Here is a 23,863-nt window from a genome sequence, read left to right as displayed (position 1 = left end):
TTTTGAAAAATCACATTATTCTGTAAATCAGGGGTAGTACCATTAGTTATTAATTACGGAAAACATAACTATTATAATGATAAGTCAATTATTTTTGAAATGATTTGTGAAATTAAGTTTCAAACATTGTCATTTTAAATATAAATAGGGATGTGTAATAATGAATAGCAATGAAAAATATATGAAGAAGGAATCTAAAATGAAAATAGGGGCTATTTCTGATTTACATGTTGATCGAAACCCAAAATTAAATTCACAATATTATTTTGAAACATTAGTAAATGTAATAATGAAGAGAGAAATCGAATTACTCATTATTGCAGGTGATATTTCAAATGATTATCGTCAATCTATCCAATTTATTAAAGATTTGAGAAATAAACTTGAAATACCTGTGTTATTTGTACCAGGTAATCATGATTTATGGTCGGATAGTACAGATAAAAGTTCTAAAGAGATTTTTGAAATATTTAAACAACAAGAAGATTGTTTAATCGAGAGCCCTTATATGATTAATGAAAATTGGGCAATTGTTGGTCACACAGGATGGTATGATTATTCTTTTGCCGATACAAAATTTTCAAAGGAAAAATTACAAAAGGGAAAACATTATGGTGCAACATGGCAAGATAAAGTAAGAATAGATTGTAATCTATCTGATAGAGAGCGTTCATTACAAGCAGCTAATCAAGTTGAACAGGATATAGCAGCAATAGGCGATCGACAAGTTATTCTAGTTACTCATATCGTTACGCATCCAGCCTTTGTCGTGCCAACACCTCATCGCATTTTTGATTTCTTTAATGCATATATTGGAACAAGTGATTTTAACCATATTTATCAACAAAACAATATTCAGTATAGTATTATGGGGCATGTTCATTTTAGAAAAAATTTAATTGAAAATAACATACAATATATTTGTCCTTGTTTAGGTTATCCGCGTCAATGGCGTACAGATGATATTTCTCAGGAAATAAATCATACTTTAGTTGACTTTATTATTTAAAATACCGTCAATCTATTTATATGAAAATATGATGACGGTATAAATTAAGGAGATTTAGTTATTAGGTTTAATATATAGACACATACGGCCTGGCGAATTAAAACTTCGTTCCATTTTTGATTTTTTGATTTTAATGATTTGTTTACTATTTGGAATAATTGCAGGGAATACAATTCCTTTACTGATATGACTCCAAAGTGGATCGATGTAGTAATAGTAGTCTTTATCATAGCCAATAAGAAGTGTGACATGAATATTTGATACAAGTCGAATTTTATAGCCGTCAAATTTAAAACTACGACGCATTGGTTTAGCGCCTAAACTTGTATGATACATAACTACTGGTTGTTGTTGGTCAATAATTTTTTCCAATTCGGCTAAACTTGTACCTGTACCGTTAATGACATTTGAATTATATTTTTGTAAAAATGGAACAAAAGCCTCTGGAAAAATAGTTTGATGGTAGCCAAATTTAACTAGCAAATGATTGCCTACATAACCTTTATAAGGGTTATTTGGGTGTGTTGGCCAATTTTTCATTATGTCAGTTGCTTTAATAGGCTGTTGATTAAATTGAAACATCATTGAAGCAGATACGCCTTCACATCCCATGACCATAGGGATAGGAAACAATTGGCTAATGGGTTTAACAGGTAGAATCGTTTTGTTCATCGGTAATCTCCTTAAGCTGATATACGTTTATATAGTATTCAATATTATATACTGAGTCTTTATATTTTGGATAATTATTTGTTTGGAAATGTTCATTTTAATGTTATTTCAGAATCAGAAAGGTTATAAATAGTAGAAAGCAGAATTTTTTAAGGGGAGTCAAAAATGAATTATCAAATAAAAAGTATGGAAGCTATTAATCTTATTGGTGTAAAACGCCAATTTAAGAGTGGGGGACATGCACAAAGTAATATCCCGGACTTTTGGGAAGATGTGACGACAATAGGTTTAGATTGTAGATTGTCAGAGAAAAGTGATGAATCATTTGAAGGCTTAGTTGGTCTATGTATACCACAACAGGATGGAAAAATGAATTATATGATTGGTGTTCCTAGTGACAAAACACCTAATGATGGATTAGAAACGTACCAGTTAGAGGATAATGACTATCTTGTTGTTAATGCAGTAGGTAAAGTGCCTTATTCTATTAGACATGCGATGCGTCACATTCATAATGAGTTATTGCCTAAGGAACATATTCAGTTAAAACAGGCACCATTTTTCGAATTGTATCCTAATGGCGATACTCAAGACGATAACTATGTAACTGAACTTTGGTTACCAATAGAGCAAAATAAATAATAAAAAACGCAAGTGTTTGGCATAGAATAGATATTAAACCTGACTAATGCCTTACATTTGCGTTTTTAGTTTAAGAACGGTATTTTGTTGGATTAAGTTTGAAATAAATGAATTGTAATAACACTAACAAGATTGCTGTGATTGAAATAATAACTAAATACGGTGTCGGATCAAATTCGCCATTTAGTCCAACTAAAGGAGAAATAACACCACCAAGAATAAATTGGAATAATCCTAACAAACTTGAAGCGTTACCGCTACCTCCAGTTCTTTCTTCCATAGCTAATGCAAAGCCTAAAGGTCCTATAGACGTTACAGGGCTTATATTTAAGAAAAATGCTATGATAAGTAACCAAATAGGTAAGTGCATAGATAATGTAATAATAATCAGTATTACACCTATAATTTGAATGACAGTTAAGTAAATAAGTAAAGTATGTCGGCTTAATTTTTCTACTAATAATGCTACGATTTGACTTACTAAAATTAAACCTATACCGTTAACGGCTAAAATAACACTAAATTGTTGAGGTGTTAAATTATAAACTTTTTGCGTAATAAATGGTGATGCAGATGCATAACTAAATAACATGACATAAGTTAAACCTTGTAACAACATTGGAATAACAAAGGATGGTTTTTTTAATAATGTACCAAAGTCTTTAAATATTCGTGAATAGTTTAATGTAGTCTGTTCAGCTTTATTTGATGGTGGCATCTTCATAAATACACCAATAATGACGATAAGTGTAATAATAGTTAAGATGATAAAGATACTTCTCCAAGTAGATATCGTTAAAGCAAAACCGCCAAGTAATGGTGCTATAATTGTAATAATTCCATTAACTACCATAAGTGAAGTTAACATTTTAGCCATCTCGTCACCACTAAATTTATCTCCAACTGAAGCTTTAGCTATAACTATAGAACCGCCTGCCATTAATCCTTGAATTAATCTTAAGAATAAAAAGAAATATAGACTAGTTGTAAAAACAGCAATTAAAGATGCAAGTAAATATATAACTAAAATGGTTAATGCGACTTTCTTGCGACCAAAAGCATCTGATAACGGGCCAAAGAAGAATTGCCCAAGTGCTAAGCCAATCATCGCAAACGATGTAGTTAATTGAATTTCTGAAGTTGTTGAGCCAAAGTCATGTTGAACGTTTGGCAATGATGGTGAATACATATCAATTGATAAGGGACCAAAAGTCGTCATCACCCCAAAAATGATAATTAATATGAATGGAAAGTGCTTGGCACTTGAATTTTGCATAAGCGTTCTCCTTTTTAAGAATTTATAGAACAAATTATATACGTTTTACACATATTTGTATGTAGTTATTTCACTTTTTATATCATCAATATTATTTATAAGGGGAAAATTTGCTTTTAAAGCGTGCAGTGAATATAAATGTAATAACTAACAGGCTTGTATATACCTATCAAATTAGGGAATACAAGCCTGTTATTTTGGTTTTAAATTATTACAACATTATTTATTGACCGTTTGAGCTAGAGCTATTTATTAATTCTTCAATTTTAGATTTAATGCTATCAAACTTTGTATTAATATCTTGTAACATACTGTTTACTTTACTTTGATTTTCATTATTTTGTTGAGCAGTGTTAGCATTTTTCAGTTTATCAATTTGATCTTGATAAAATTTAGTCAGTTTAGAATCTGAGTTTGTTTCTTCTTTTTGTTTTAAATTATTGATGTCTTGTTGTAATTGGTTGATTTGTGATTGGCTATCTTTATTTTGTTTAATATCATTTTTAGCTGAGTCAACTTTATTATTAATATCATCGTTTTGACTTTCGACTTCTTTTTTATAGTTTTGTGATACGTCAGGATCATTACTTACTTTATCATTATTATGATTTAATACAGCTCTGGTTACGAAGATAGCTACAATAATTAACAGAATAACGATAATGGCTATCAACCATTTTTTAGATTTACGTGTTTTTTGGTTTTCTTCCTGTAGCTCTTGTTCTCTTCTATAATCTCTACCGTTGTAATAGCGTTCTGGATTTTGTTCATATTCATTTTCATTATATTCACGTCGATCATCATATTGGCTTTGGTTTCTATAATCTCGTTCTTCACTTTGTCTACGATGATTTTGATATTGATCATCATATCGATAAGAATCTTTATACTTATCAGTTCTTTTCATACTGTCCACCTCATTTTTAATGGCATTTCTGGATTATTAATTTAATGGCAAATTTAACACTAGTGTACGGGCTATATTGTGGGCTGTTTTAGTTAAAAGTTCATATCCGTTATCTAAAGCATTTTTAAGGTCGCTGGGTTGATTCATAATACTAAAGGCACTATCAATACCATAATCATAAACAGCTTCGTAGTTTTCTCCTAAACTTCCTCCAATGGCTATAACTGGAATATTGATTTGTTTTGACGCTCGAGCAACACCAATAGGCGTTTTACCTAATATTGTTTGATTATCAATTTTTCCTTCACCAGTTACTACAAGATCGGCATTTTCAATTCTAGATGTAAAACGGGTTTCTTCTAAGACAACATCAATGCCTTTAGTTAAATCTACATCTAGGAAAGCCAATAATGCAGTTCCCATACCACCAGCTGCACCTGCACCAGGTACATCTTTGACATCTTTTTCTAGTTGTAATTTTATCTTATCATGATAATGACTTAATGCGGTATCCAACTTTGGTATCATCTTTGCAGTTGCGCCTTTTTGAGGGCCATAAATGGCAGTAGCACCATTGTCTCCTAGTAAAGGGTTAGTAACGTCACAAGCAACTTTAATTTCAACGTCTTTAAGTTTTGGATTTAACTGTGAAATATCTATATTGTCTATATCAAGTAAATGAATGCCTCCTGGTGCAATACTACTATGATTTGAATCTGAAAATTTTACGCCTAATGCTTGTAACATGCCGACACCCCCATCATTTGTAGCACTGCCACCAATGCCAAGTATAATTTTTTTAGCGCCTTGTTCTAAAGCATGATTGATAAGTTGTCCAGTACCATAAGAACTAGTTGTCATTGGATTTTTCTCATTCGTAGATAATAAATCTAACCCTGAAGCGGCTGCCATTTCAATGATCGCAGTTTGATTGTGTTGTGCATAAGCGTACCGTGCACGTATATCTCTAAGGAGTGGATCTTTAACATCAACTTCAATAGTACTTGCCTTTAATGCTTCCATTAAAACTTCAGTAGTACCTTCACCACCATCGGCCATGGGAATCAGATCATAAACCGTTGAAGATGGTAATACTTTTGAAAAGCCTTGATGTATAGCTTCGGCTGCCTGTCTTGCAGACATACTTTCTTTAAAAGAATCTGGTGCGATGACTATTTTCATGAATCAACACTTCCTCATCGTTTTATTTATCTTTATTTTATAAGAGGTCAGGTTAAAACAAAAGACAAAATATAAGTATTTATATATGAGATAACGTTGCTACTATGGAAACGTCTATATGAAAATTTTATTATATAATAGTATAATAAAATAACTTAGTAATTATTAGGAGTAGGGAGAACAACCAGAAATGTACAACATGATAAAGTTTAGAATGAATGAATTATACGTTGGATGTATTTTCATTTTTTTATTTTATTTATTAATCAGTATATTAACGCCTTTGTCAGCAGATGATTTTAAATGGTCTGTTGTAAATAAAGCATCTAATTATAGAGAAATGATTGAATATACGGATGGAAGGTATTTATGTCATTTATTAGCAATGACAGCTATGAAGATTAATATTTTACGCTACATATTATATGCGATTATTTCATTTGGACTTGTCTATTTACTAGCACTAATACAGCAACAACAGCAACAACAGCAACACTTCAATTTTTATATCGTAGTATCATTTATATTTCTATTAATAATGCCAAGAGTGATTTACAGAGAAACATACGGGGGCTTTGATGGGTTTTTTAGATATGTGCCAAGTACTTTAATCTCTGTATTTATATTATTTATTGTCGTATTAACGATATATAAATTAGAAATGCTATCAACAAAATGGATAGTCTTATTCTTGATTTGTACATTGCTAGGGCAATTTTTTGTAGAAAATATAACCCTTTACAATATATTGATATTACTTATTGGTAATATTGTATTTATGATAAGACATCGTAATTTTAATTATTATTTAATTATAGGTTTTATGTTGAGTTTAATTGGTGCCATGTTAATGTTTATCAATCCTATTTACATTAGTATTTATCGAGGAGGAGATAGTTATTTTCGTTTCTCAGATAAACTCGGGTTAAAACATAAAATAGGTTATACATTGTTAAAGCAAATACCAGAATATATATTTATCGATCAATTTTTAATTGTAAGTATGATTGGATTTATCACAATTGGTTTTCTTATTAAAAATCAGTTGTTTGCTCATACGAAATTATATTGGAAGATACTTCTAATATTAAGTATAGCGATATTGCCTTTTTATAAACTTTTTGTTTATGATTTTCTTCAATTTAATCTATTAAAAGGTTCATTAGCGGTTGCGTTGCTAAACACATTCATATGTGGATGGTTTTTTATAGCATTAGTAATTTCAGTTCGTTTTATTTTTAAAGAACAAGTTATAAGGAATCTAGGTTATTATGCACTTGGATCGATACCACTGGTAACATTGCCGTTATTATTAGTATCTCCATTAGGGGCAGGTAATTTTTATACTATTTATGTATTGTGGTGTTTGTACTTATTATTATTAATTTCTCAATATAAAATACAGTGTCAGTCAATATGGATTGGTTTAAAAGGATTTTCAATAGCATTGGCATTTATTTTTATTGTTACAATGAGTGTGATATATTTTAATAATATTCAACGCATTGATATGATAAACAAACAACTTGATACACATCGATACAAACATGTTGTCGTGTTAGAGAGGTTACCATTTGAAAATATCTTAAATAAGGTCACACCAACTTCTAATATGCAACACAAATCATTTAAAATGTATTATGATATACCTCAGAATGTTAAGCTGAAAATAGTACCTTATGGTTCAAGCTTGGCGAGACTTGAAGGAGATTAAGTATGAAATTAACTCAAACGCATATTGAGATTATTAAATTTATAATAGTCGGTGGCTTGAACACATTAAATTACTACATCGTTTATTTACTATTATTAAAATTACTAGATGTGAATTATTTAATTAGTCATATTACTGGATTTTTAGTTAGTTTCATCATTTCTTACTATTTAAATTGTTATTTTGTGTATAAAGTGAAACCAACATTACGTAAATTTATAAGTTTTCCACTGACACAAATTGTGAATATGGGAATGCAAACGTTACTATTATATGTTTTTGTACAGTGGTTTCATTTCCCGTCAGAAATTGCACCATTTGCGGGATTAATCATTACGATACCTATAACCTTTATTTTATCTAAATGGATATTAAAAGATTAATGCTAAAAATGAAATACATAATTAAAATAGACGGACATAAATCTCGAAATAAAAAGCACTAAGATGACCTATTTTCATCATCTTAGTGCTTTCTTTTTGTCAATACTTCGTATTGTATGGCTACGCTATGCCCAACTTGCTTTGTTTGTAGAAACTGATTTAATCAGTTTCTCTGTGTTGGGTCCCTTCCCATGGTACAGTTTCAGCCAGAAATACTACACAGATAAATCTGTGAGAATTTCTAAGGTCTTCAACTAGTACTGTTCCCTCGGGAGTCTTGCCATAAATACTACGTATTTATATGTAATTTTATATTAAAAGACTAAAAAATAATGAAAAAGACAATTTCTATATTATTTCAATAAAAATCACTCTTTTCCACTTGTCCAAAAACTTAATGTTTCGGATACTTTTTCTTAACTGGATCTTGATGTTACCCTATGGTGTTTATTCTATAGAAAAGAGTTAATTTTTTAGGGAAGTCTAAAAAAATAATTAGCTTAATTATATAAAAAATATAGAAATTAAAAAACGTTGTAAAAATATTTTTTATGATTCATACTATGATTACTAAAGGAATTCAAGGTGGTCAAAGGTCATGTCTCAAAATGAAAATTTAAAGATTGCACAACGAGGTGCATATTTAAGTTTAGTCGTTTATATCATATTATCTATAGCAAAATATGTTACAGGATTCGTTTTTAATTCAGCTGCCGTGAGAGCCGATGCATTAAATAATATGACAGATATAGTTGTCTCTATTGCTGTGATTATTGGATTAAAAATATCAATTAAACCAGCTGATAGAAACCATCCATATGGCCATTTAAAATCAGAAAATATATCTACATTGTTGGTTTCATTTATAATCATGTTTGTAGGTATACAAGTTGTTATTGAAAATGCGCCAAGACTTCTAACACAAGATAAAAATGTACCAAGTCCAATTACTATTTTAGTAAGTATTATAAGTGGTTTAATCATGCTAGGTGTATTTTTAGTGAATCAAAAATTAGCAAAGAAAACTAAAAGTAGTTCACTAAAATCAGCCGCTAAAGATAATTTATCCGACAGTTTAGTTAGTATAGGTACAGCAATTGGTTTGGTTTTCACTCAGATTGGCTTTCCAATCGTGGATATTATTTTAGCAACCTTACTAGGTTTGCTTATTATTTATACAGGATTTGGAATTTTTAGAGAGTCTATTTTTACATTGAGTGATGGTTTTAATGAAAAAGATTTGGAAGAATACAGAAATGATATATTAGAAGTGGACGATGTGTTAGATATTAGAAGTATTAAGGGACGTTATCATGGAAGTAGTATTTTCTTAGACGTTACGATAGTGGTAGAGCCCAATTTATCTATTAGTCAAGCACATTTAATTTGCGATAAAGTTGAAGATCATCTACATGAAAAGGGAATTTCTTCTGTATATGTACATCCTGAACCTAATATGAATGATAATTTAAGTAATAAGATACATAATTGAGTCTAGAAATTTAAACAAAATTAGCGCCAAGCAGAAATCAACGTCGATTTCTGTTTGGCGCTTGTTATTATTTATATAAAGTAATCTTACCAATAACCGTTTGATTCACGGAAAGAAATAGCTGCATCAATTGAACCATAACGTTCTTTTGCGTAGTTAATCATACCTTTAGTTTGAGTAGCTACAGAACCATAGCCCCATGATTGGTTCGTTTGACCTAAACCATGATATTGTCCGTTTGAAGCATCAGGATCACCGCCAGATTCTGGCATTACTACGCTATCCCATAATTCTTTTGTGCCACCTGCTTCTATAAATTCTTTATAGACATCACTTGATGACTCACTGCTTGATGATGAATCTTCACTAGTTGATGATTTACTCTCCGAACTAGTGCTTTGTGTAGACGTTTGAGTTGTTTGGTAATTTGAAGAAACTGATGAAGACTTATCTTGTTGTTGGTTACCAAACGATTGATTTTGTTGAGGTGAGCATTGTGAAGGTTGATTGTTTTCAGCCGCATGTGCTTGATGCGCTTCTAAACCTGTTGCTCCTATAGAAACTGTAGCGATAATTGCTAATATTGATTTTTTCATAATAGTTAACTCCTTTAGTATGTGATTTCAATCAGACTTAAAAATAATCCCAAGGATATGTGTCTGTTCATATTTGAATGTGTTGATTTCTTAAGGTGTGTTCATACTATATCATCTATAGGTATTGCATAGGTTACATGAATATAAAAAGGTAATGACACACATTTTAGTTAGAATACAAGCATTTCAAATTTAAAAAGGAATATTTCAAAAGTTACAAAAGCTAAAGCAAACGTTATTGATTGAAAATCTACAAGTGCGTTCTATAATAAAGATATACAGTAAAAATATAAATAGAATCATGTCATCATTTAGTAATGAATGTCATCTATTTTATATTTAAATCATTAATTGTATCAACTAACATCCAAGTTAGTTCGTTATATAAATAGGAAGGTGTTAAATTATGCCAAAACTTATATTATGTCGTCACGGTCAAAGTGAATGGAATGCGAAAAATTTATTTACTGGTTGGGCAGATGTGAAATTATCTGAACAAGGAATTGAAGAAGCGACTACAGCAGGTAAAAAAGTATTAGAAAACCAATTAGAAATAGATGTTGCATATACTTCATTATTAACTAGAGCACTTGAAACAACACAACATATTTTAGCTCAATCTGAACAACAATGGATTCCTGTTAATAAAAGCTGGCGTTTGAATGAACGTCATTACGGCGCGTTACAAGGATTAAATAAAGACGATGCTAAAGAGCAATTCGGTGAAGAACAAGTTCATCAATGGAGACGTTCTTATGATGTACAGCCACCAGCAGAAAGTGAAGAACAACGTAATGAATACCTAAAAAATAGAAGATATCGTCATTTAGATCATCGTATGATGCCATATTCTGAAAGTTTAAAAGATACTTTAGAACGTGTGGTGCCTATTTGGACAGATCAAATATCTCAACATTTATTAGATGGTAATACTGTACTTGTCTCAGCTCATGGTAATTCCATTAGAGCATTAATCAAATATTTAGAAAATGTTTCTGATGAAGATATTATTGGTTATGAAATTAAAACAGGTGCACCACTTGTTTACGAATTGACTGATGATTTAGAAGTTAAAGATAAATATTACTTATAAAATAAAAAATTAGGTCACTTACTGATGTTGAAAAGCATCAATAAGTGACCTTTTTTGTGGAGTAATTTAAATAAGAATTTAAGCATTTTATTATCTAACTTGATGCTTAGTATGATTAGAAATTAAATATATGAGCATTGCAAAAACAGATATGTCTAATTATTTTATTTTTTTATGTTGTTTAATAATTTTTAAAGCACGTTTTCTCGTTTTAATGTTTGGGCTGTTCAAATTACGGCGTGCAGTTTGTAAATCAGTTTTCATAAAATGACCTCCTTTATGTAGTAATATTATGAATTAAAGTTTCGAAAATGTAAATAGTAATTATTACGATTTGTAAGAAAAAATTAATTTTAAACTAATAAAATGCATATTGCATATAACTTATGTATAATGTTGTGATAATTGAAAAGGAAAGTAAGGAGGAATTAACGTGACACTTAAAGCAAAATTGGTAATGATTATTACGATGTTACTAGGTGGCTTTTTTGGTTTACTAAATGAAACATTATTAACAACAGCTCTACCTAGTATTATGAAAGATTTTGATATCCAATATTCACAAGTGCAATGGCTAACAACCGCCTTTTTATTAACGAACGGCATAGTCATTCCACTATCAGCTTTATTTATTCAAAGATATACCACTAGACAGGTCTTCTTAATAGCTATTTTAGTATTCTTTATTGGAACAATATTAGGTGGATTTAGTCCTAATTTCACTATTTTATTAATTGCAAGAATTATTCAAGCGTTAGGTTCAGGTATCATGATGCCCCTCATGATGACTAGTATTTTAAATATATTTGAACCACATGAACGCGGTAAGTATATGGGGATGTTTGGTTTAGTGATTGGTTTGGCACCGGCAATTGGTCCCACTTTATCAGGATATTTAGTTGAATATTTTAACTGGAGATCATTATTCCATGTTGTTGCGCCTATCGCGGCACTCGTATTTATTATCGCAATATTTACAGTTAAAAATGTAGGACAAATTGTTAAGGCCCCAATTGATGTATTGTCTATCATATTGTCTGTCTTAGGATTTGGAGGCTTACTGTATGGTACTAGTTCTATATCACACGATGGCTGGAACGATCCAATTGTATTAACCACTATTATTGGTGGCGTTATTTTAGTCGTGTTATTTATTTGGAGACAATCAAAACTCGAGGTCCCATTGTTAAACTTTGATGTTTTCAAAAATTCACAATTCGCAATTGGTATTTTAATTATGGCAGTAACGATGATTTCAATGATTGGTTCAGAAACTGTTTTACCTATGTTTGTCCAAAACTTACTAAATCGTACGCCTCTAGATTCTGGTTTAATTTTATTACCTGGTGCAATTGTAATGGCAATTATGTCATTTGCTTCAGGATCACTTTATGAAAAATTTGGTGCTAAACCTTTAGCATTAATAGGTATGTTAATTGTAGTCATCACAACTACTTACTTTGTTGTGATGGATGAAAATACAAGTTCGACAATGTTGGCAACGGTATATGGTATACGCATGATTGGTATTGCGCTTGGTTTAATGCCTGTCATGACACATACAATGAATCAATTGCCATATGAAATGAATGCACATGGTTCATCTATGACGAATACAGCTCAACAAATTGCCGGCTCAATAGGGACAGCAGTCTTAATTACAATCTTAAGCCAAGCTAGTAAAAACTATACGCCTAATATGAGTGATTATGATGGTATGAAACGCAGTGAAATGTTAGGTCAAATTAAAATAGATACAATGTTACATGGTTATCATGCTGGATTCTTATTTGCAGTTATTATTACAATAGTAAGTTTCTTATGTTCGTTTATGTTAAAAAGAAATGCTCAAACTCCAAATGATAAATAAGTGGTTGAAAGTTGAAATGACAGTAAGAATCACGAAACAAGTTATTGACTTCACACCCATTAAGGATTAAAATATTTTTATTCCGATTAGAATAATAAGGATAAGGGAGAAATGTTTAATGAAAAGACTATTATTTTGTGTCGTTGCATTAGTATTCGTACTAGCAGCATGTGGTAATAATTCTAGTAAAGACAGTAAATCAAGCAGTAAAGATGATAATACGATTAAAGTGGGTACAGAAGGTACATATGCACCATTCTCGTTCCACAATAAACAAGACAAATTAACTGGTTATGATATCGACGTTATTAAAGCAGTAGCTAAAGAAGAAGGACTTAAATTAAAATTTAATGAAACATCATGGGATTCTATGTTTGCTGGATTAGACGCAGGTCGTTTTGATGTTATAGCTAACCAAGTAGGTATTAATAAAGATAGAGAGAAAAAATATAAATTCTCTAATCCATATACTTATTCAAGCGCAGTGTTAGTAGTTCGTGATAACGAAAAGAATATTAAATCTTTTAATGATGTTAAAGGTAAAAAATTAGCACAAACATTTACTTCTAATTACGGTCAATTAGCAAAAGATAAAGGTGCTAAAATTACTAAAGTAGATGGTTTTAACCAATCTATGGATTTATTATTATCTAAACGTGTAGATGCTACATTTAATGATAGCCTATCTTATTTAGATTATAAAAAACAAAAGTCTAATGCTAAAATCAAAGCAATCAAAGGTGACGCAGAGAAAAATAAATCAGCATTTGCCTTCTCTAAAAAAGTTGATGATAAAACAGTTCAAAAATTCAACGATGGATTGAAAAAAATCGAAGAGAGTGGCGAACTTAAAAAAATAGGTAAGAAATGGTTTGGTCAAGATGTCTCTAAACCTGAATAGTGAGCAACTTCATGCATTAGACGCTGCAAAGCAAGCATTTGGACCAATGTTAGAAGGGTTAGTTAAATATTCTATCCCGATTACACTTGTTACATTCGTATTAGGTTTAATAATTGCCTTATTTACAGCATTAATGCGTATCTCTACAAGTAAATTTTTAAAAGGTGTAGCAAGAGTTTATGTATCGATTATTCGTGGTACACCGATGATTGTTCAATTATTTATTATATTTTATGGTATTCCAGAATTAGGCAGATTAATAACCAATGATGCTGATAATCAATGGACATTAGCTCCTGTTGTAGCAGCAATTATTGGTTTGTCACTCAATGTAGGTGCATATGCATCAGAAATCATTCGTGGCGGAATTATTTCTATACCAAAAGGTCAAACAGAAGCGGCATATTCAATCGGAATGAATTACCGCCAAACTGTGCAACGTATTATTTTACCGCAAGCGATAAGAGTTTCCATCCCTGCACTAGGTAATACGTTCTTAAGCCTAATTAAAGATACATCTCTATTAGGATTTATCTTAGTGGCTGAAATGTTCCGTAAAGCTCAAGAAGTAGCTTCAACAACTTATGAATATTTAACAATTTATATTCTTGTTGCATTAATGTATTGGGTAATTTGTTTCATTATATCTGTAATCCAAAGTTTTTATGAATCATACATTGAAAGAGGGTATCGCTCATGATTGAATTATCGAATATTCATAAATCATTTAATCAAACAGAAGTGATTAAAGGTATTGATTTAAAAGTAGATCAGGGCGAAGTTGTGACATTAGTTGGACGTTCCGGTTCAGGTAAAACGACTCTTTTACGTATGATGAATGCACTTGAAATTCCTACTGAAGGAACAGTTTATGTAAATGGCAAGACATACACTGAAAAGGATAAAAAGTCACAAATAGAAGTTAGAAAACAATCTGGAATGGTATTTCAAAGTTATAATCTATTTCCGCACAAAACAGCATTAGAAAATGTGATGGAAGGTTTAGTCACAGTTAAAAAGCAAAGTAAATCAGAAGCTAAAAATAAAGCGTTAGATTTACTTGAAAAAGTTGGTTTAACCCACGTTAAAGATCAACGACCACATGCATTGTCTGGTGGACAACAACAACGTGTAGCGATAGCAAGAGCATTAGCTATGAATCCTAAAGTGATGTTGTTTGACGAACCAACATCAGCATTAGACCCTGAACTTGTTAATGACGTGTTGAAAGTTATTAAAGATTTAGCACAAGAAGGTATGACAATGGTTATTGTCACTCACGAAATGCGATTTGCGAAAGAAGTTTCAAATCAAATAGTGTTTATTCATGAAGGTAAAATTGGTGAACAAGGTTCCCCAGAAGATATCTTCAATCATCCGAAAACGGACGAACTTAAACGCTTTTTAAATGTAATACAATAAATGACGATATAGAAAACCCAGTGAATTTAATCTCACTGGGTTTTTATATGTTATTAAGTTGGAAATAAACGTGCTATTTTCTTTTTTCAAGAAGTTCTTTTACTTGATAGAATACTGGTTTAATAGGTTTGATGAAGTCGCCAATATATTCATAGACATCAGCATTGAAGCCTTCTTTAAAGCGTTGCACACCAAAATCTTCAGCATTTTCACTAAAGTCGCCAGTGATACCATAGAAATTATAGCGATCAATGTTATGTTCTTTAGCGAATTTAATCATTTCCCATTGTAAACGATATGCACCCATATAAGGGTTATATTTTGGATTAGAACCACTTGATAAATAATATACTTCATGGTCATTATAAATATATATTGCAGCAGCTAAATTCAATACTTGGCCTTCTTGAGCAATTTCATCTTTTGTCTGATTGATTTTTCTTTCATTACTATCATGTTGTTGTTTAACTTGAGTATGTTTCGTTTTGTTTTTCTTAGAATTAGGATTTTCTTGTAACGCTGTTTCTACTTCTTGAAGTTGTTTTGATAATTCTTTATGTTTATCTTCTAGAGTAGTGAGATATTCTTGCAAATCAATATAAGCAAGTTTCAACATAGCTTGATCTTCGTATGTCTTTTGTAGCTCTTCGAAATAAGGTTTTTCACGGAATTTGAAACCGTGTTTTTCTTCTGCCATTCTGAACAAATCAAAGAACGTATCTGTTTCTTCAATAGGTAACGTTCTTACTTTAACACCCATTTCGTAAGTCTTTTTAATATTACGACGTGTTTGATAATCCATTTCTTTCATCAATTGATCTTCAGTTTTATCTTTTAAATCTAATACAGAAAGCCAACGAATTTGACTCATTGAATCATATCCAACAGTATAACCTTGATGTTTATAACCTAGGTCTTCCATTGTCTTAACAAATGCACGGTTATCGTAAGATGTTAAAATTTCACCGTCAGCATTTCTAACATTTTCAAGAATATATGGGTCTACAAGTACGTATAAACAATTATGTTTTTTTAAATATGATGTTAAAGATTTAAAGAAGAAACGAACAAGTGATAAATTTTTGAAGTCCATCACTGGTCCTCGGTGTGTATAAAAATATTTAAAGAATTTTAACGTACGTGCTTCTGTTAAAAGACAAGCAGCGATAACTTCATCTTGATCGTCTTTTACGCCGACAAGATGGACGTCTCCTTTCATCTCACTACGATTATCGTAATGGATACTTGATTGTGTATAATGTGAGAAATGTTCGGCTGTAAATTTACCAAACTCCTCTGATGTTAAGTTAACAAATTTCAATATATATCTTCCCCTCTAGAAATAGAACTATTAAATGAATCGTTAATATTCATATTATCAAATTCCTGCAAACATTACACATCATAACATAAAAAATAGCGTCATACTTTTGTACGATAAAACAAATACTAAGTATTTAATTAAATTTAAAAAAAGCTTTAAAATCGTTATTTTTACGTTAAATATTACTGTGATGCTATGAATTCTGTGATAAAATTTAAAGTGAAAGATGACACGGATTTAAAACAAGATTTCATATAAAGTGATTCATATTATCGGGAGTGAATATATTGAAGAAGATAGTGGCAGTTATTGCTGTATTGACGCTTGTATTAGTTGGATGTAGTAGCGGTAAGTATACTGACAAAATTGATAAAGCAGTTAAATTACAAGAAAAGAAACAATCAAAAATAGCTAAAAGAGATGCTGGCGACGAAGTTAAACACTTTGATAAAAAGGATGCTAACATTTATGTGTACGATAAAGGAAAATATGTCATTTTGGCTTATAAACCTTTAAACGATGATGAAGAAGTACATTACTACACTTATGAATTTAAAGGCAAGAAAGCTAAATATAAAGAAAATTTCAATTCAAAAGGTTATTATCAACAACATGATCCTGATTACAAAGAAGAAAATATGCATTAGCTATTAGTTATAAGGAGCAACAATGAAAAAGTTAATAGGAATAATAAGCGCATGTTTAATTGTTGTGTTAATTAGTGGTTGCGGTAAAGAACAAGAAAAAGCACCCGAGGCAACAAAAGATGGCAAACCACTTATCGTCATTTATGGTGACTTTAAATGCCCTTACTGTAAAAAAGTAGAGAAAAATGTCATGCCTAAACTTAAAGACCATTATTTAGACAAAAATAAAGCTAAAATTAAATATGTAAATATGGCATTTTTAGGTAAAGACTCAATTATAGGATCCCGAGCAGGGCATGCTGTCCAACAAATTGCCCCTAAATCTTATTTAGAATTTCAAAAATTAATGTTCGAACACCAAAAAGATGAAAAGAAACAGTGGATTACTGAAAAGGTGGTTGACCAACAAATTAATCATCTTAATATTACCTCAGATCAAAAAGAGAAAATCAAAGAGGAATATAAAACCAAGAATAGTCAATCATGGAAAGCAGCTTTAAAAGATAAAAAAGATACCAAAGAACATCATATTTCTACAGCACCTACAGTATTTATAAAAGGAAAGAAAATTGAAGATCCATATCATTTCAAAGAATATGATAAAGTCTTAAAAGAGAATTAATATTGAACTGCTAACAAAGCGACCTGCTTTGCTAGCAGTTTTTTATATATCAAAAATAAATTGAGTATTCGAATAAATAAATTTAAATATACATAAAGACATAATAAGTATATAAAAGTATTTTCAGGGACTTGTTTTTTAAAGAAAGAAGGTATATAATAATTAATCGTAATAATTACTATTTAGGAGAAGCGATATGAAAAAAAATCTAAGTTTATTAATTCTTATTCCTCTAATGATATTTGCACTAGCAGCCTGCAGCAACGATAGTGTTAACAACAAAGGAGATAAGCTCAAAGTTAGCACGACGGTATATCCACTTAAGTCGTTTACAGAACAAATTGGTGGAAAGCATGTTGATGTAAAATCAATTTATCCAGCAGGTGCTGATTTACATAGTTATGAACCAACACAAAAAGACATGTTGAATGCAGCTAAATCAGATTTATTCATCTATACAGGCGATGATTTAGATCCAGTCGCAAAAAAAGTAGCTTCAACAATCAAAAATGATAATAAAAAATTATCTTTACAAGATAAAATTAGCAAGAACGATTTATTAGCAGATCACCATCATCACGAGGGTGAAGAGGAAGATCATGGAGAAGAAGAACACCATCATGGTAAATATGATCCACATATTTGGTTAGATCCAAAAATGGACCAAACATTTGCTAAAGAAATTAAAGACCAACTTGTGAAAAAAGATCCAGATCATAAAGAATATTATGAAAAGAACTATAAGAAATTAAATAAAGATTTAGAGAATATTGATAAAAATATGAAAGATGCTACTAAAGGTAAAAAAGGTAATGCAGTATTTATATCACATGAATCTTTAGGTTACTTATCTAATAGATATGGATTTAAACAAGTAGGTGTACAAAATATGAGTGCTGAAGATCCATCTCAAAAAGATTTAACTAACATAGTAAAAGAAATTAAAAAGAATAAAGTGGAATATATTTTATATGAAGAAAATGTATCAAATAAAATCACTGAAACGATTCGAAAAGAAACTGATGCTAAACCATTGAAATTTAATAATATGGAATCAGTGACAAAAGAACAACAAAATGAAAAAGGACTATCTTATCAATCCCTAATGAAAGAAAATATTAAAAATATTAAAAAAGCATTAGATAGTAAGATTAAAGTCAAAGACGATGAGCATGAGCATCATCACTAATAGATCTACCCCCTAAACCTATATTAAGCACTTTAAAAGTTAGCCAAGCATTTAACTTTTGAAGTGCTTTTTTAATAAATAAATTCTTTAGTAACCATATCTATATTTTGCTATGATTAAACTGGTTAAAACATAATGAATTAGGAGATGGACTATGACTATTAACATTGATAAAAATAAAATCATTTTTTCAAGAACATTTAAAGGTACAATACATGAAGTGTTCAATGCCTATACTCAAGAGGATTTATTTAAGCAATGGTTTCACCCTGCAGGCGCTTCAACTGAAGTATTTGAATTTAATGTCGAAGAAGGTAGGCACGCGTTTTTCGCAATTCATACACCTAGCATGACAAGTTACACTTTGTCCGAGTATAAAAAAGTTGAGAAACCGAATTATATAGAGTATTTAGACTTCTTTGCTACACCTGATGGGGAAAAGGATACAAGTATGCCAGGTATGCATATTGTTATCGAATTTAACGAAGAAAAACCCAATCAAACAACAGTAACATCGACGTCAGTCTTCCCAACAGAAGATGCTGCTCAACAAGCGCTTGATATGGGTGTCGAACAAGGTATGAATTCAACATTAGATCAACTAGAAAAATTATTAGAATCATAATTGTTAACGAATTGTACCATTTAGTGTTGGATGAGTGATGTATAATATAGGTATAAACAAATCAAAAGAAGAGGTAGATTTTAAATGAAGAAAAGATATCTTATTGTATTAGTATTATACTCATTAACACATTTAGTCTCAGCTATAACTGTTAGTTCAAAATGTATATCTAATCGTTATTTACGCTTTGTATTAAGAACATTATTAGGATATGGTATTTTTGCTACAGGATTACATTACTTTGCTAAATTAAAAAGAAAAGCAAAATAATGTATTAATTACTAAACATAAGAATATTAGCTACCTACGTCATAGTTGTTGATGTAGGTAGTATTTTTGCTATTTATCAAAATGAAAAGTAGTTTAATTATAGTGAAACTTTAATTTTTAGTAGATTTGCCTCTATTTTTTATCTTTAATTCCACATATAATAAGTGTGGTTAGAATAAAGAGTGAGATATTTATGGAGGATAGAAATGATAGAAAATCGTAAAAGCACTAAGGATACATATGTGACGAAAGAGATTATAGAAACAATCGTCGGCCAAACACAAATGAAAGAAGTGATGGCTGATAAAACACCTATGAGATATGCTTTAAAATCAATGATGGCTGGTTTTTTGTTAGCCATTGTTACTGTGTTTATGCTTGCCATTAAAACACAATTTGCATCTACACATATTGATGGGTTGATTAATTTATTAGGCGCTATTGCATTTAGTTTAGCCTTAGTATTAATCGTATTGACCAATTCAGAATTACTTACTAGTAACTTTATGTATTTAACTGTAGGTTGGTATTATAAAGCGATTCGCTTAAATAAGATGATTTGGATATTTACATTTTGTTTTATTGGCAACATTATTGGGGGCATCATTTTATTTTTCTTAATGAAATATGCACATATTATGACTCCAGAAATGACAAGTGCATTAACTGAAACAGTACATAAGAAAACAGAAGCGTCCACGTGGTTAACTATTCTAGTTAAAGGTATTTTCTGTAATTTCTTCATTAATATTGGAATATTTGTTTCTATGCAATTTAAAGAAGGATTGGCTAAAGCGTTCTTTATTGCATGTGGCGTTGTTGTTTTTGTATTCATGGGATATGAACACGTTGTTTTCAATGCAGGACTATTTTCAGGGATGTTATTTTTTAATATAGATGCCTTATCAGGTTTAGGTGTTTTGAAAAATATCGTATTTGCTTTAATTGGTAACTACATTGGTGGCGGTATTTTTGTAGGATTAGTCTATGCGTATCTAAATGGCCAAAGAAATCAATTAAAATAAATTGATAATAAAGCGTAAACGTTCATAATAAACATTGAACGACTTATGCTTTTTTTAGAAATTAATGTAAGCTGAATCAAGTTAATTGACTATATACTCATTTCTTTTTACGCTTAAAATCATGAAATGAGAAAAATGGGGACGTGAATAAGATGAGTAATGTCATTATAAGAATTGCAAACGAGAAAGACACTAAAGAAATTCACCAATTAATGTATGAGGCTTTTACACCTTTAAGAGAATTAGGTATAGATTGGCCATCAGTCAATGCTAGCATTGAAATGGTCAAAGATAATATCAAGAATAATACAACTTTCGTATTAGAATTAGATAATACAATTATTTCAACAATTACGGTTCGTTATCCGTGGGGAAGTGTTAGAAGTATTTCTGGTTATCCATTTGTATGGTGGTTTGCAACTAAACCAGAATTTGATGGACTAGGCTATGGTAGTCAGTTATTGAAATATGTAGAAGAAGATTTTTTAAGAGATACATTAAAAGCAGCAGCGGTGACGTTAGGTACGTCAGCACGTTTACATCCATGGTTATTAAGTATTTATGAAAAAAGAGGCTATGAAATTTATGCAAAGCATGAAAATGACGATGGCGATTTAGGCGTTATCATGAGAAAAATTTTAATTCCTGAACGCTTTGAAGAAAAAATATTAGGTCAACCACCATTTTAAAATTCAAAAGCTCGGAACTAATAAGTTCCGAACTGATTTGTCACTAGTTCATGATAAAGTGCTTTAGAATCTTTATTCATTTTGGATTCATAATTTTGAAAACTCTTTTTCCATACAAATGTATAAGGCGTTTGATTTTGTGAAAGCCACATCATTCGTATACTATCGTTAAGTAATTTTTCTATTTTACTACCAGAAAATACAAATTGTGTATAGTCATATAAAATGACTTTCAACATTATTTTAGGATGATATGATATGGTTTCACGATGATGTTTGAATTCATCGAATTCATTATGTGGAATAGTTTCAACGATTTTATTAACATGTCGTGACATATAATTTGTGGGGATAAGAACTGAAGTTTCCATTAGTAGTGTAAGTTGAGTCATGTTATGATTTTTATACATAAGGTATCTCGTTAAGTTTGTTTAGTGATGTTTATTAAATTGTACGAAGGGGACTTATTTTTTAAAATTGTTTTGGTGTAAAATTACATATAAATACGATGTATTTTGGCGAGACTCTTGAGGGAACAGGACAAGCTGAAGACTACAGGCTGAAGCTGTCCCCTAAGAAAGCGAGCCGATAATACGAAGTATTATAAATAAAGAAGCCAGTAAATGAGTTTTTTGGATAAACTCATTTACTGGCTATTTTTCTAGGATTTATGTCCTAGTTTCTTTTAATATTTATTTCTTATCTACTTTATAATTAATTAAATAAATTGATTCTGGTGTAACATTAAAGTTTTTAACATTCTTACTTACACCATCAATTTGATCATTATAAGTAATATAACTATTTGGAATATCTTTGTTGGATGTTCTCAAAATGTTATTAGTCATTTGTTCACGTTGAGATTGACCAAATGTTTGATTAAGTTGTTTGATTTGTTGAGTGACATCTTTATTATCATAGTTTCCTTTATTGTTAGCACCTTTTGGTAAATAAGCAGTGTTAAAGAAGTAACCAGTATCTCCTCTAGGGACAGTTAAATAACTATACATCGATGCATCCCAAGCATTTTTATCTTTTAAGTAACCTTCAATATCATCCACATTTCGAAGTTTTACATCAATATTAGCTTTTTTAGCTTCAGACTGAATGACTTGTCCTATTTTAGGTAATTCTGGTCGACCATCATAAGTTACCATATTTATTTTCAATGGATGAGATTTAGTATATCCTTCTTTAGCCAATAATTTTTTAGCTTTGTTAATATCTTGAGGTTGAACTTTACCTTCATCAATATTTTTCAATCTACTATTGAAAGGTCCAGATGCCGGTTTAGCATAATTTTTTGAAATAGTTTTCGCTATTTCTTTACGATTGATGACTGAATCAAAGGCCTCACGAACATTTTTATTCATTTTTTTACTGTCATGGTTATAAAGTAATAAATGAGTTCGGAAACCTGAAGTACTTTGGATATTTGCTTTATTAGATTTCTTTACATCATTGACTTGATCGATTGGTACGTCTGTTGTTAAGTCAGATTTGCCAGATAGTAAGTGACTAACACGAGTGTTACCATCTTCATGATAAGTGACGTTAATTTTACTTAATCTAGGGTTACCTTGCCAATAATCTTTGAATTTTGATAGTTCAATTTTTTGTGAACGTTTATAATTGTCAATTTTATAAGGACCTGTACCAACAGGTTGATCAGCGACTTTTTCTTTTGCTTTCGTATCATAAATAGCAGCAAATGGACTAGCAAGTTCTGATTTTAATTCAGGATAAGGTTCTTTTGTTTTGATAGTCACTTTTTGACCTTTAGCAGTAATGTTATCTATTGGTAATGAACCTCTTAATAAATCACTCTTTTCTATACCTTGTTCAAGACTTCGTTTCACTGCATCACCAGTTAATTTATGACCATTTTGGAATTTGATGTTGTCTTTAAGTGTAAGTGTTAATGTGTCATTAGATTTTTGCTTGTATGATTTTACTAACAAAGGTTTCACTTTACCGTCTTTAGACATTTTAAATAAAGATTCTAATGCTCCAACTTTGACAGGTACGTCAGTTTCATAAGGTGCAATAGATGTTGTTTTTAACGGTATCTCAACATTTAAAGTATCCTTTTTAGAAGCGTTATTATTACTACAGCTCGCTAAAATAAAAGATACAATAATAATTAAAAAGGTAAATCTTTTCACGAACATATCTCCTCTCTAATATGAAAATAGATTAAGTTGTTAATTAATAATTAGGTGCGAATCATTATGTATATGACTATTCATTTAGAATAGTGATTACTTGTGTAATATATTAACAACCAACTATTCAATTATATATCTTATTTCA

Annotated in this window: 24 protein-coding genes and 2 pseudogenes; 17 read left to right on the top strand and 9 right to left on the bottom strand. The window is 30.5% G+C overall.

What is annotated here, in order from left to right; translation table 11 throughout:
* Window positions 1-199: 199 nt before the first annotated feature.
* On the top strand, window positions 200-1,009 hold the full coding sequence (locus CD121_RS09480; protein WP_126568049.1) for a metallophosphoesterase: 810 nt from the start codon (window positions 200-202) through the stop codon (window positions 1,007-1,009).
* A 54-nt stretch (window positions 1,010-1,063) separates the two neighbouring features.
* Here the strand turns inward: CD121_RS09480 and CD121_RS09475 are convergent, their stop codons facing one another.
* Entirely contained in the window at window positions 1,064-1,681 is a 618-nt protein-coding gene (locus tag CD121_RS09475; RefSeq protein WP_017637584.1) for a C39 family peptidase, read from the bottom strand.
* 165 nt (window positions 1,682-1,846) lie between these two features.
* Here CD121_RS09475 and CD121_RS09470 point away from each other — a divergent pair, with 165 nt between their 5' ends.
* On the top strand, window positions 1,847-2,323 hold the full coding sequence (locus CD121_RS09470) for a GyrI-like domain-containing protein (protein WP_017637585.1): 477 nt from the start codon (window positions 1,847-1,849) through the stop codon (window positions 2,321-2,323).
* 70 nt (window positions 2,324-2,393) lie between these two features.
* Here CD121_RS09470 and tcaB read toward each other — a convergent pair whose 3' ends face one another.
* From tcaB to CD121_RS09455, 3 genes are all read right to left on the bottom strand, one after another.
* Window positions 2,394-3,599: a putative multidrug effflux MFS transporter TcaB gene (tcaB, locus tag CD121_RS09465; RefSeq protein WP_126568044.1), complete on the bottom strand. Its 1,206-nt coding sequence runs from the start codon at window positions 3,597-3,599 to the stop codon at window positions 2,394-2,396.
* Window positions 3,600-3,822: 223 nt separating this feature from the next.
* Window positions 3,823-4,506, bottom strand: a complete 684-nt coding sequence (locus tag CD121_RS09460) for a hypothetical protein (protein ID WP_126568042.1) — start codon at window positions 4,504-4,506, stop codon at window positions 3,823-3,825.
* A 36-nt stretch (window positions 4,507-4,542) separates the two neighbouring features.
* A complete protein-coding gene (locus CD121_RS09455; protein ID WP_119622941.1) occupies window positions 4,543-5,688 on the bottom strand; it encodes a glycerate kinase in 1,146 nt (381 codons plus the stop codon).
* A 190-nt stretch (window positions 5,689-5,878) separates the two neighbouring features.
* Between CD121_RS09455 and CD121_RS09450 the strand changes: the two genes are divergently transcribed.
* The 3 genes from CD121_RS09450 to CD121_RS09440 all read left to right on the top strand — a co-directional run bounded on the left by CD121_RS09450 (window position 5,879) and on the right by CD121_RS09440 (window position 9,277).
* Window positions 5,879-7,402 (top strand): hypothetical protein, encoded by a 1,524-nt coding sequence (locus tag CD121_RS09450; protein ID WP_126568039.1) that lies wholly within the window; start codon window positions 5,879-5,881, stop codon window positions 7,400-7,402.
* Window positions 7,403-7,404: 2 nt separating this feature from the next.
* A complete protein-coding gene (locus tag CD121_RS09445; protein WP_017637712.1) occupies window positions 7,405-7,785 on the top strand; it encodes a GtrA family protein in 381 nt (126 codons plus the stop codon).
* 598 nt (window positions 7,786-8,383) lie between these two features.
* Window positions 8,384-9,277, top strand: a complete 894-nt coding sequence (locus CD121_RS09440; protein ID WP_126568037.1) for a cation diffusion facilitator family transporter — start codon at window positions 8,384-8,386, stop codon at window positions 9,275-9,277.
* An 86-nt stretch (window positions 9,278-9,363) separates the two neighbouring features.
* Here the strand turns inward: CD121_RS09440 and CD121_RS09435 are convergent, their stop codons facing one another.
* Window positions 9,364-9,873: an aggregation-promoting factor C-terminal-like domain-containing protein gene (locus tag CD121_RS09435; protein WP_046467057.1), complete on the bottom strand. Its 510-nt coding sequence runs from the start codon at window positions 9,871-9,873 to the stop codon at window positions 9,364-9,366.
* Window positions 9,874-10,279: 406 nt separating this feature from the next.
* Between CD121_RS09435 and CD121_RS09430 the strand changes: the two genes are divergently transcribed.
* Window positions 10,280-10,966, top strand: a complete 687-nt coding sequence (locus CD121_RS09430) for a 2,3-diphosphoglycerate-dependent phosphoglycerate mutase (protein ID WP_017637715.1) — start codon at window positions 10,280-10,282, stop codon at window positions 10,964-10,966.
* Between the two features lie 159 nt (window positions 10,967-11,125).
* On the opposite strand, the gene CD121_RS09425 is transcribed toward CD121_RS09430, so the two are convergent.
* Window positions 11,126-11,230, bottom strand: a complete 105-nt coding sequence (locus CD121_RS09425) for a putative metal homeostasis protein (protein ID WP_017637716.1) — start codon at window positions 11,228-11,230, stop codon at window positions 11,126-11,128.
* A gap of 169 nt (window positions 11,231-11,399) precedes the next feature.
* On the opposite strand from CD121_RS09425, the gene CD121_RS09420 reads away from it, so the two are divergent.
* The 4 genes from CD121_RS09420 to CD121_RS09405 all read left to right on the top strand — a co-directional run bounded on the left by CD121_RS09420 (window position 11,400) and on the right by CD121_RS09405 (window position 15,159).
* The gene (locus CD121_RS09420; RefSeq protein ID WP_017637717.1) at window positions 11,400-12,836 is read left to right on the top strand and encodes an MDR family MFS transporter; all 1,437 of its coding nucleotides are present in this window, start codon (window positions 11,400-11,402) and stop codon (window positions 12,834-12,836) included.
* 118 nt (window positions 12,837-12,954) lie between these two features.
* Window positions 12,955-13,737: a transporter substrate-binding domain-containing protein gene (locus CD121_RS09415; RefSeq protein ID WP_017637718.1), complete on the top strand. Its 783-nt coding sequence runs from the start codon at window positions 12,955-12,957 to the stop codon at window positions 13,735-13,737.
* Window positions 13,718-14,437 (top strand): amino acid ABC transporter permease, encoded by a 720-nt coding sequence (locus CD121_RS09410; RefSeq protein ID WP_017637719.1) that lies wholly within the window; start codon window positions 13,718-13,720, stop codon window positions 14,435-14,437. Before CD121_RS09415 ends, CD121_RS09410 begins: the two co-directional genes overlap by 20 nt.
* Window positions 14,434-15,159 (top strand): amino acid ABC transporter ATP-binding protein, encoded by a 726-nt coding sequence (locus CD121_RS09405; protein WP_017637720.1) that lies wholly within the window; start codon window positions 14,434-14,436, stop codon window positions 15,157-15,159. The genes CD121_RS09410 and CD121_RS09405 overlap by 4 nt, the downstream gene beginning before the upstream one ends.
* Window positions 15,160-15,232: 73 nt before the next feature.
* On the opposite strand, the gene CD121_RS09400 is transcribed toward CD121_RS09405, so the two are convergent.
* Window positions 15,233-16,480, bottom strand: a complete 1,248-nt coding sequence (locus tag CD121_RS09400) for an aminoacyltransferase (RefSeq protein WP_046467059.1) — start codon at window positions 16,478-16,480, stop codon at window positions 15,233-15,235.
* A gap of 290 nt (window positions 16,481-16,770) precedes the next feature.
* Here CD121_RS09400 and CD121_RS09395 point away from each other — a divergent pair, with 290 nt between their 5' ends.
* From CD121_RS09395 to CD121_RS09365, 7 genes and pseudogenes are all read left to right on the top strand, one after another.
* Window positions 16,771-17,130 carry a DUF4467 domain-containing protein gene (locus tag CD121_RS09395; protein ID WP_017637722.1) on the top strand — a complete coding sequence of 120 codons (360 nt, stop codon included), beginning with the start codon at window positions 16,771-16,773 and terminating at the stop codon, window positions 17,128-17,130.
* 22 nt (window positions 17,131-17,152) lie between these two features.
* A complete protein-coding gene (locus CD121_RS09390; RefSeq protein ID WP_017637723.1) occupies window positions 17,153-17,752 on the top strand; it encodes a DsbA family protein in 600 nt (199 codons plus the stop codon).
* Between the two features lie 196 nt (window positions 17,753-17,948).
* A pseudogene (locus CD121_RS09385) lies at window positions 17,949-18,938 on the top strand (metal ABC transporter solute-binding protein, Zn/Mn family); the annotation flags it as partial.
* Window positions 18,939-19,095: 157 nt separating this feature from the next.
* Window positions 19,096-19,566: an SRPBCC family protein gene (locus CD121_RS09380; protein ID WP_119623082.1), complete on the top strand. Its 471-nt coding sequence runs from the start codon at window positions 19,096-19,098 to the stop codon at window positions 19,564-19,566.
* 84 nt (window positions 19,567-19,650) lie between these two features.
* Window positions 19,651-19,836 (top strand): hypothetical protein, encoded by a 186-nt coding sequence (locus CD121_RS09375; RefSeq protein ID WP_017637726.1) that lies wholly within the window; start codon window positions 19,651-19,653, stop codon window positions 19,834-19,836.
* Between the two features lie 206 nt (window positions 19,837-20,042).
* Entirely contained in the window at window positions 20,043-20,861 is an 819-nt protein-coding gene (locus CD121_RS09370; RefSeq protein WP_017637727.1) for a formate/nitrite transporter family protein, read from the top strand.
* A gap of 152 nt (window positions 20,862-21,013) precedes the next feature.
* Window positions 21,014-21,550 carry a GNAT family N-acetyltransferase gene (locus CD121_RS09365; protein ID WP_017637728.1) on the top strand — a complete coding sequence of 179 codons (537 nt, stop codon included), beginning with the start codon at window positions 21,014-21,016 and terminating at the stop codon, window positions 21,548-21,550.
* Window positions 21,551-21,582: 32 nt separating this feature from the next.
* On the opposite strand, the pseudogene CD121_RS09360 reads toward CD121_RS09365, so the two are convergent.
* Together CD121_RS09360 and nikA are read right to left on the bottom strand one after the other, a co-directional pair.
* Window positions 21,583-21,960: pseudogene (locus CD121_RS09360) on the bottom strand (transposase); the annotation flags it as partial.
* A 282-nt stretch (window positions 21,961-22,242) separates the two neighbouring features.
* Window positions 22,243-23,721: a nickel ABC transporter substrate-binding protein gene (gene nikA, locus CD121_RS09355; protein WP_371683227.1), complete on the bottom strand. Its 1,479-nt coding sequence runs from the start codon at window positions 23,719-23,721 to the stop codon at window positions 22,243-22,245.
* Between the last annotated feature and the right edge of the window lie 142 nt (window positions 23,722-23,863).

It is taken from the genome of Staphylococcus pasteuri (assembly GCF_003970495.1).
Taxonomy (GTDB): domain Bacteria; phylum Bacillota; class Bacilli; order Staphylococcales; family Staphylococcaceae; genus Staphylococcus; species Staphylococcus pasteuri.
Note: the sequence above shows the minus strand (reverse complement) of the source record. Positions and strands in the feature narration are given on the sequence as shown.

What these genes read in the sequence shown, in the direction of transcription:
- nikA (WP_371683227.1), bottom strand. Translation starts at nt 23,721, where the DNA reads ATGTTCGTGAAAAGATTTACCTTTTTAATTATTATTGTATCTTTTATT.
- CD121_RS09430 (WP_017637715.1), top strand. Translation starts at nt 10,280, where the DNA reads ATGCCAAAACTTATATTATGTCGTCACGGTCAAAGTGAATGGAATGCG.
- CD121_RS09390 (WP_017637723.1), top strand. Translation starts at nt 17,153, where the DNA reads ATGAAAAAGTTAATAGGAATAATAAGCGCATGTTTAATTGTTGTGTTA.
- CD121_RS09480 (WP_126568049.1), top strand. Translation starts at nt 200, where the DNA reads ATGAAAATAGGGGCTATTTCTGATTTACATGTTGATCGAAACCCAAAA.
- CD121_RS09460 (WP_126568042.1), bottom strand. Translation starts at nt 4,506, where the DNA reads ATGAAAAGAACTGATAAGTATAAAGATTCTTATCGATATGATGATCAA.
- CD121_RS09450 (WP_126568039.1), top strand. Translation starts at nt 5,879, where the DNA reads ATGTACAACATGATAAAGTTTAGAATGAATGAATTATACGTTGGATGT.
- CD121_RS09410 (WP_017637719.1), top strand. Translation starts at nt 13,718, where the DNA reads ATGTCTCTAAACCTGAATAGTGAGCAACTTCATGCATTAGACGCTGCA.
- CD121_RS09405 (WP_017637720.1), top strand. Translation starts at nt 14,434, where the DNA reads ATGATTGAATTATCGAATATTCATAAATCATTTAATCAAACAGAAGTG.
- CD121_RS09380 (WP_119623082.1), top strand. Translation starts at nt 19,096, where the DNA reads ATGACTATTAACATTGATAAAAATAAAATCATTTTTTCAAGAACATTT.
- CD121_RS09415 (WP_017637718.1), top strand. Translation starts at nt 12,955, where the DNA reads ATGAAAAGACTATTATTTTGTGTCGTTGCATTAGTATTCGTACTAGCA.
- CD121_RS09365 (WP_017637728.1), top strand. Translation starts at nt 21,014, where the DNA reads ATGAGTAATGTCATTATAAGAATTGCAAACGAGAAAGACACTAAAGAA.
- CD121_RS09435 (WP_046467057.1), bottom strand. Translation starts at nt 9,873, where the DNA reads ATGAAAAAATCAATATTAGCAATTATCGCTACAGTTTCTATAGGAGCA.
- CD121_RS09455 (WP_119622941.1), bottom strand. Translation starts at nt 5,688, where the DNA reads ATGAAAATAGTCATCGCACCAGATTCTTTTAAAGAAAGTATGTCTGCA.
- tcaB (WP_126568044.1), bottom strand. Translation starts at nt 3,599, where the DNA reads ATGCAAAATTCAAGTGCCAAGCACTTTCCATTCATATTAATTATCATT.
- CD121_RS09470 (WP_017637585.1), top strand. Translation starts at nt 1,847, where the DNA reads ATGAATTATCAAATAAAAAGTATGGAAGCTATTAATCTTATTGGTGTA.
- CD121_RS09445 (WP_017637712.1), top strand. Translation starts at nt 7,405, where the DNA reads ATGAAATTAACTCAAACGCATATTGAGATTATTAAATTTATAATAGTC.
- CD121_RS09440 (WP_126568037.1), top strand. Translation starts at nt 8,384, where the DNA reads ATGTCTCAAAATGAAAATTTAAAGATTGCACAACGAGGTGCATATTTA.
- CD121_RS09370 (WP_017637727.1), top strand. Translation starts at nt 20,043, where the DNA reads ATGATAGAAAATCGTAAAAGCACTAAGGATACATATGTGACGAAAGAG.
- CD121_RS09475 (WP_017637584.1), bottom strand. Translation starts at nt 1,681, where the DNA reads ATGAACAAAACGATTCTACCTGTTAAACCCATTAGCCAATTGTTTCCT.
- CD121_RS09375 (WP_017637726.1), top strand. Translation starts at nt 19,651, where the DNA reads ATGAAGAAAAGATATCTTATTGTATTAGTATTATACTCATTAACACAT.
- CD121_RS09425 (WP_017637716.1), bottom strand. Translation starts at nt 11,230, where the DNA reads ATGAAAACTGATTTACAAACTGCACGCCGTAATTTGAACAGCCCAAAC.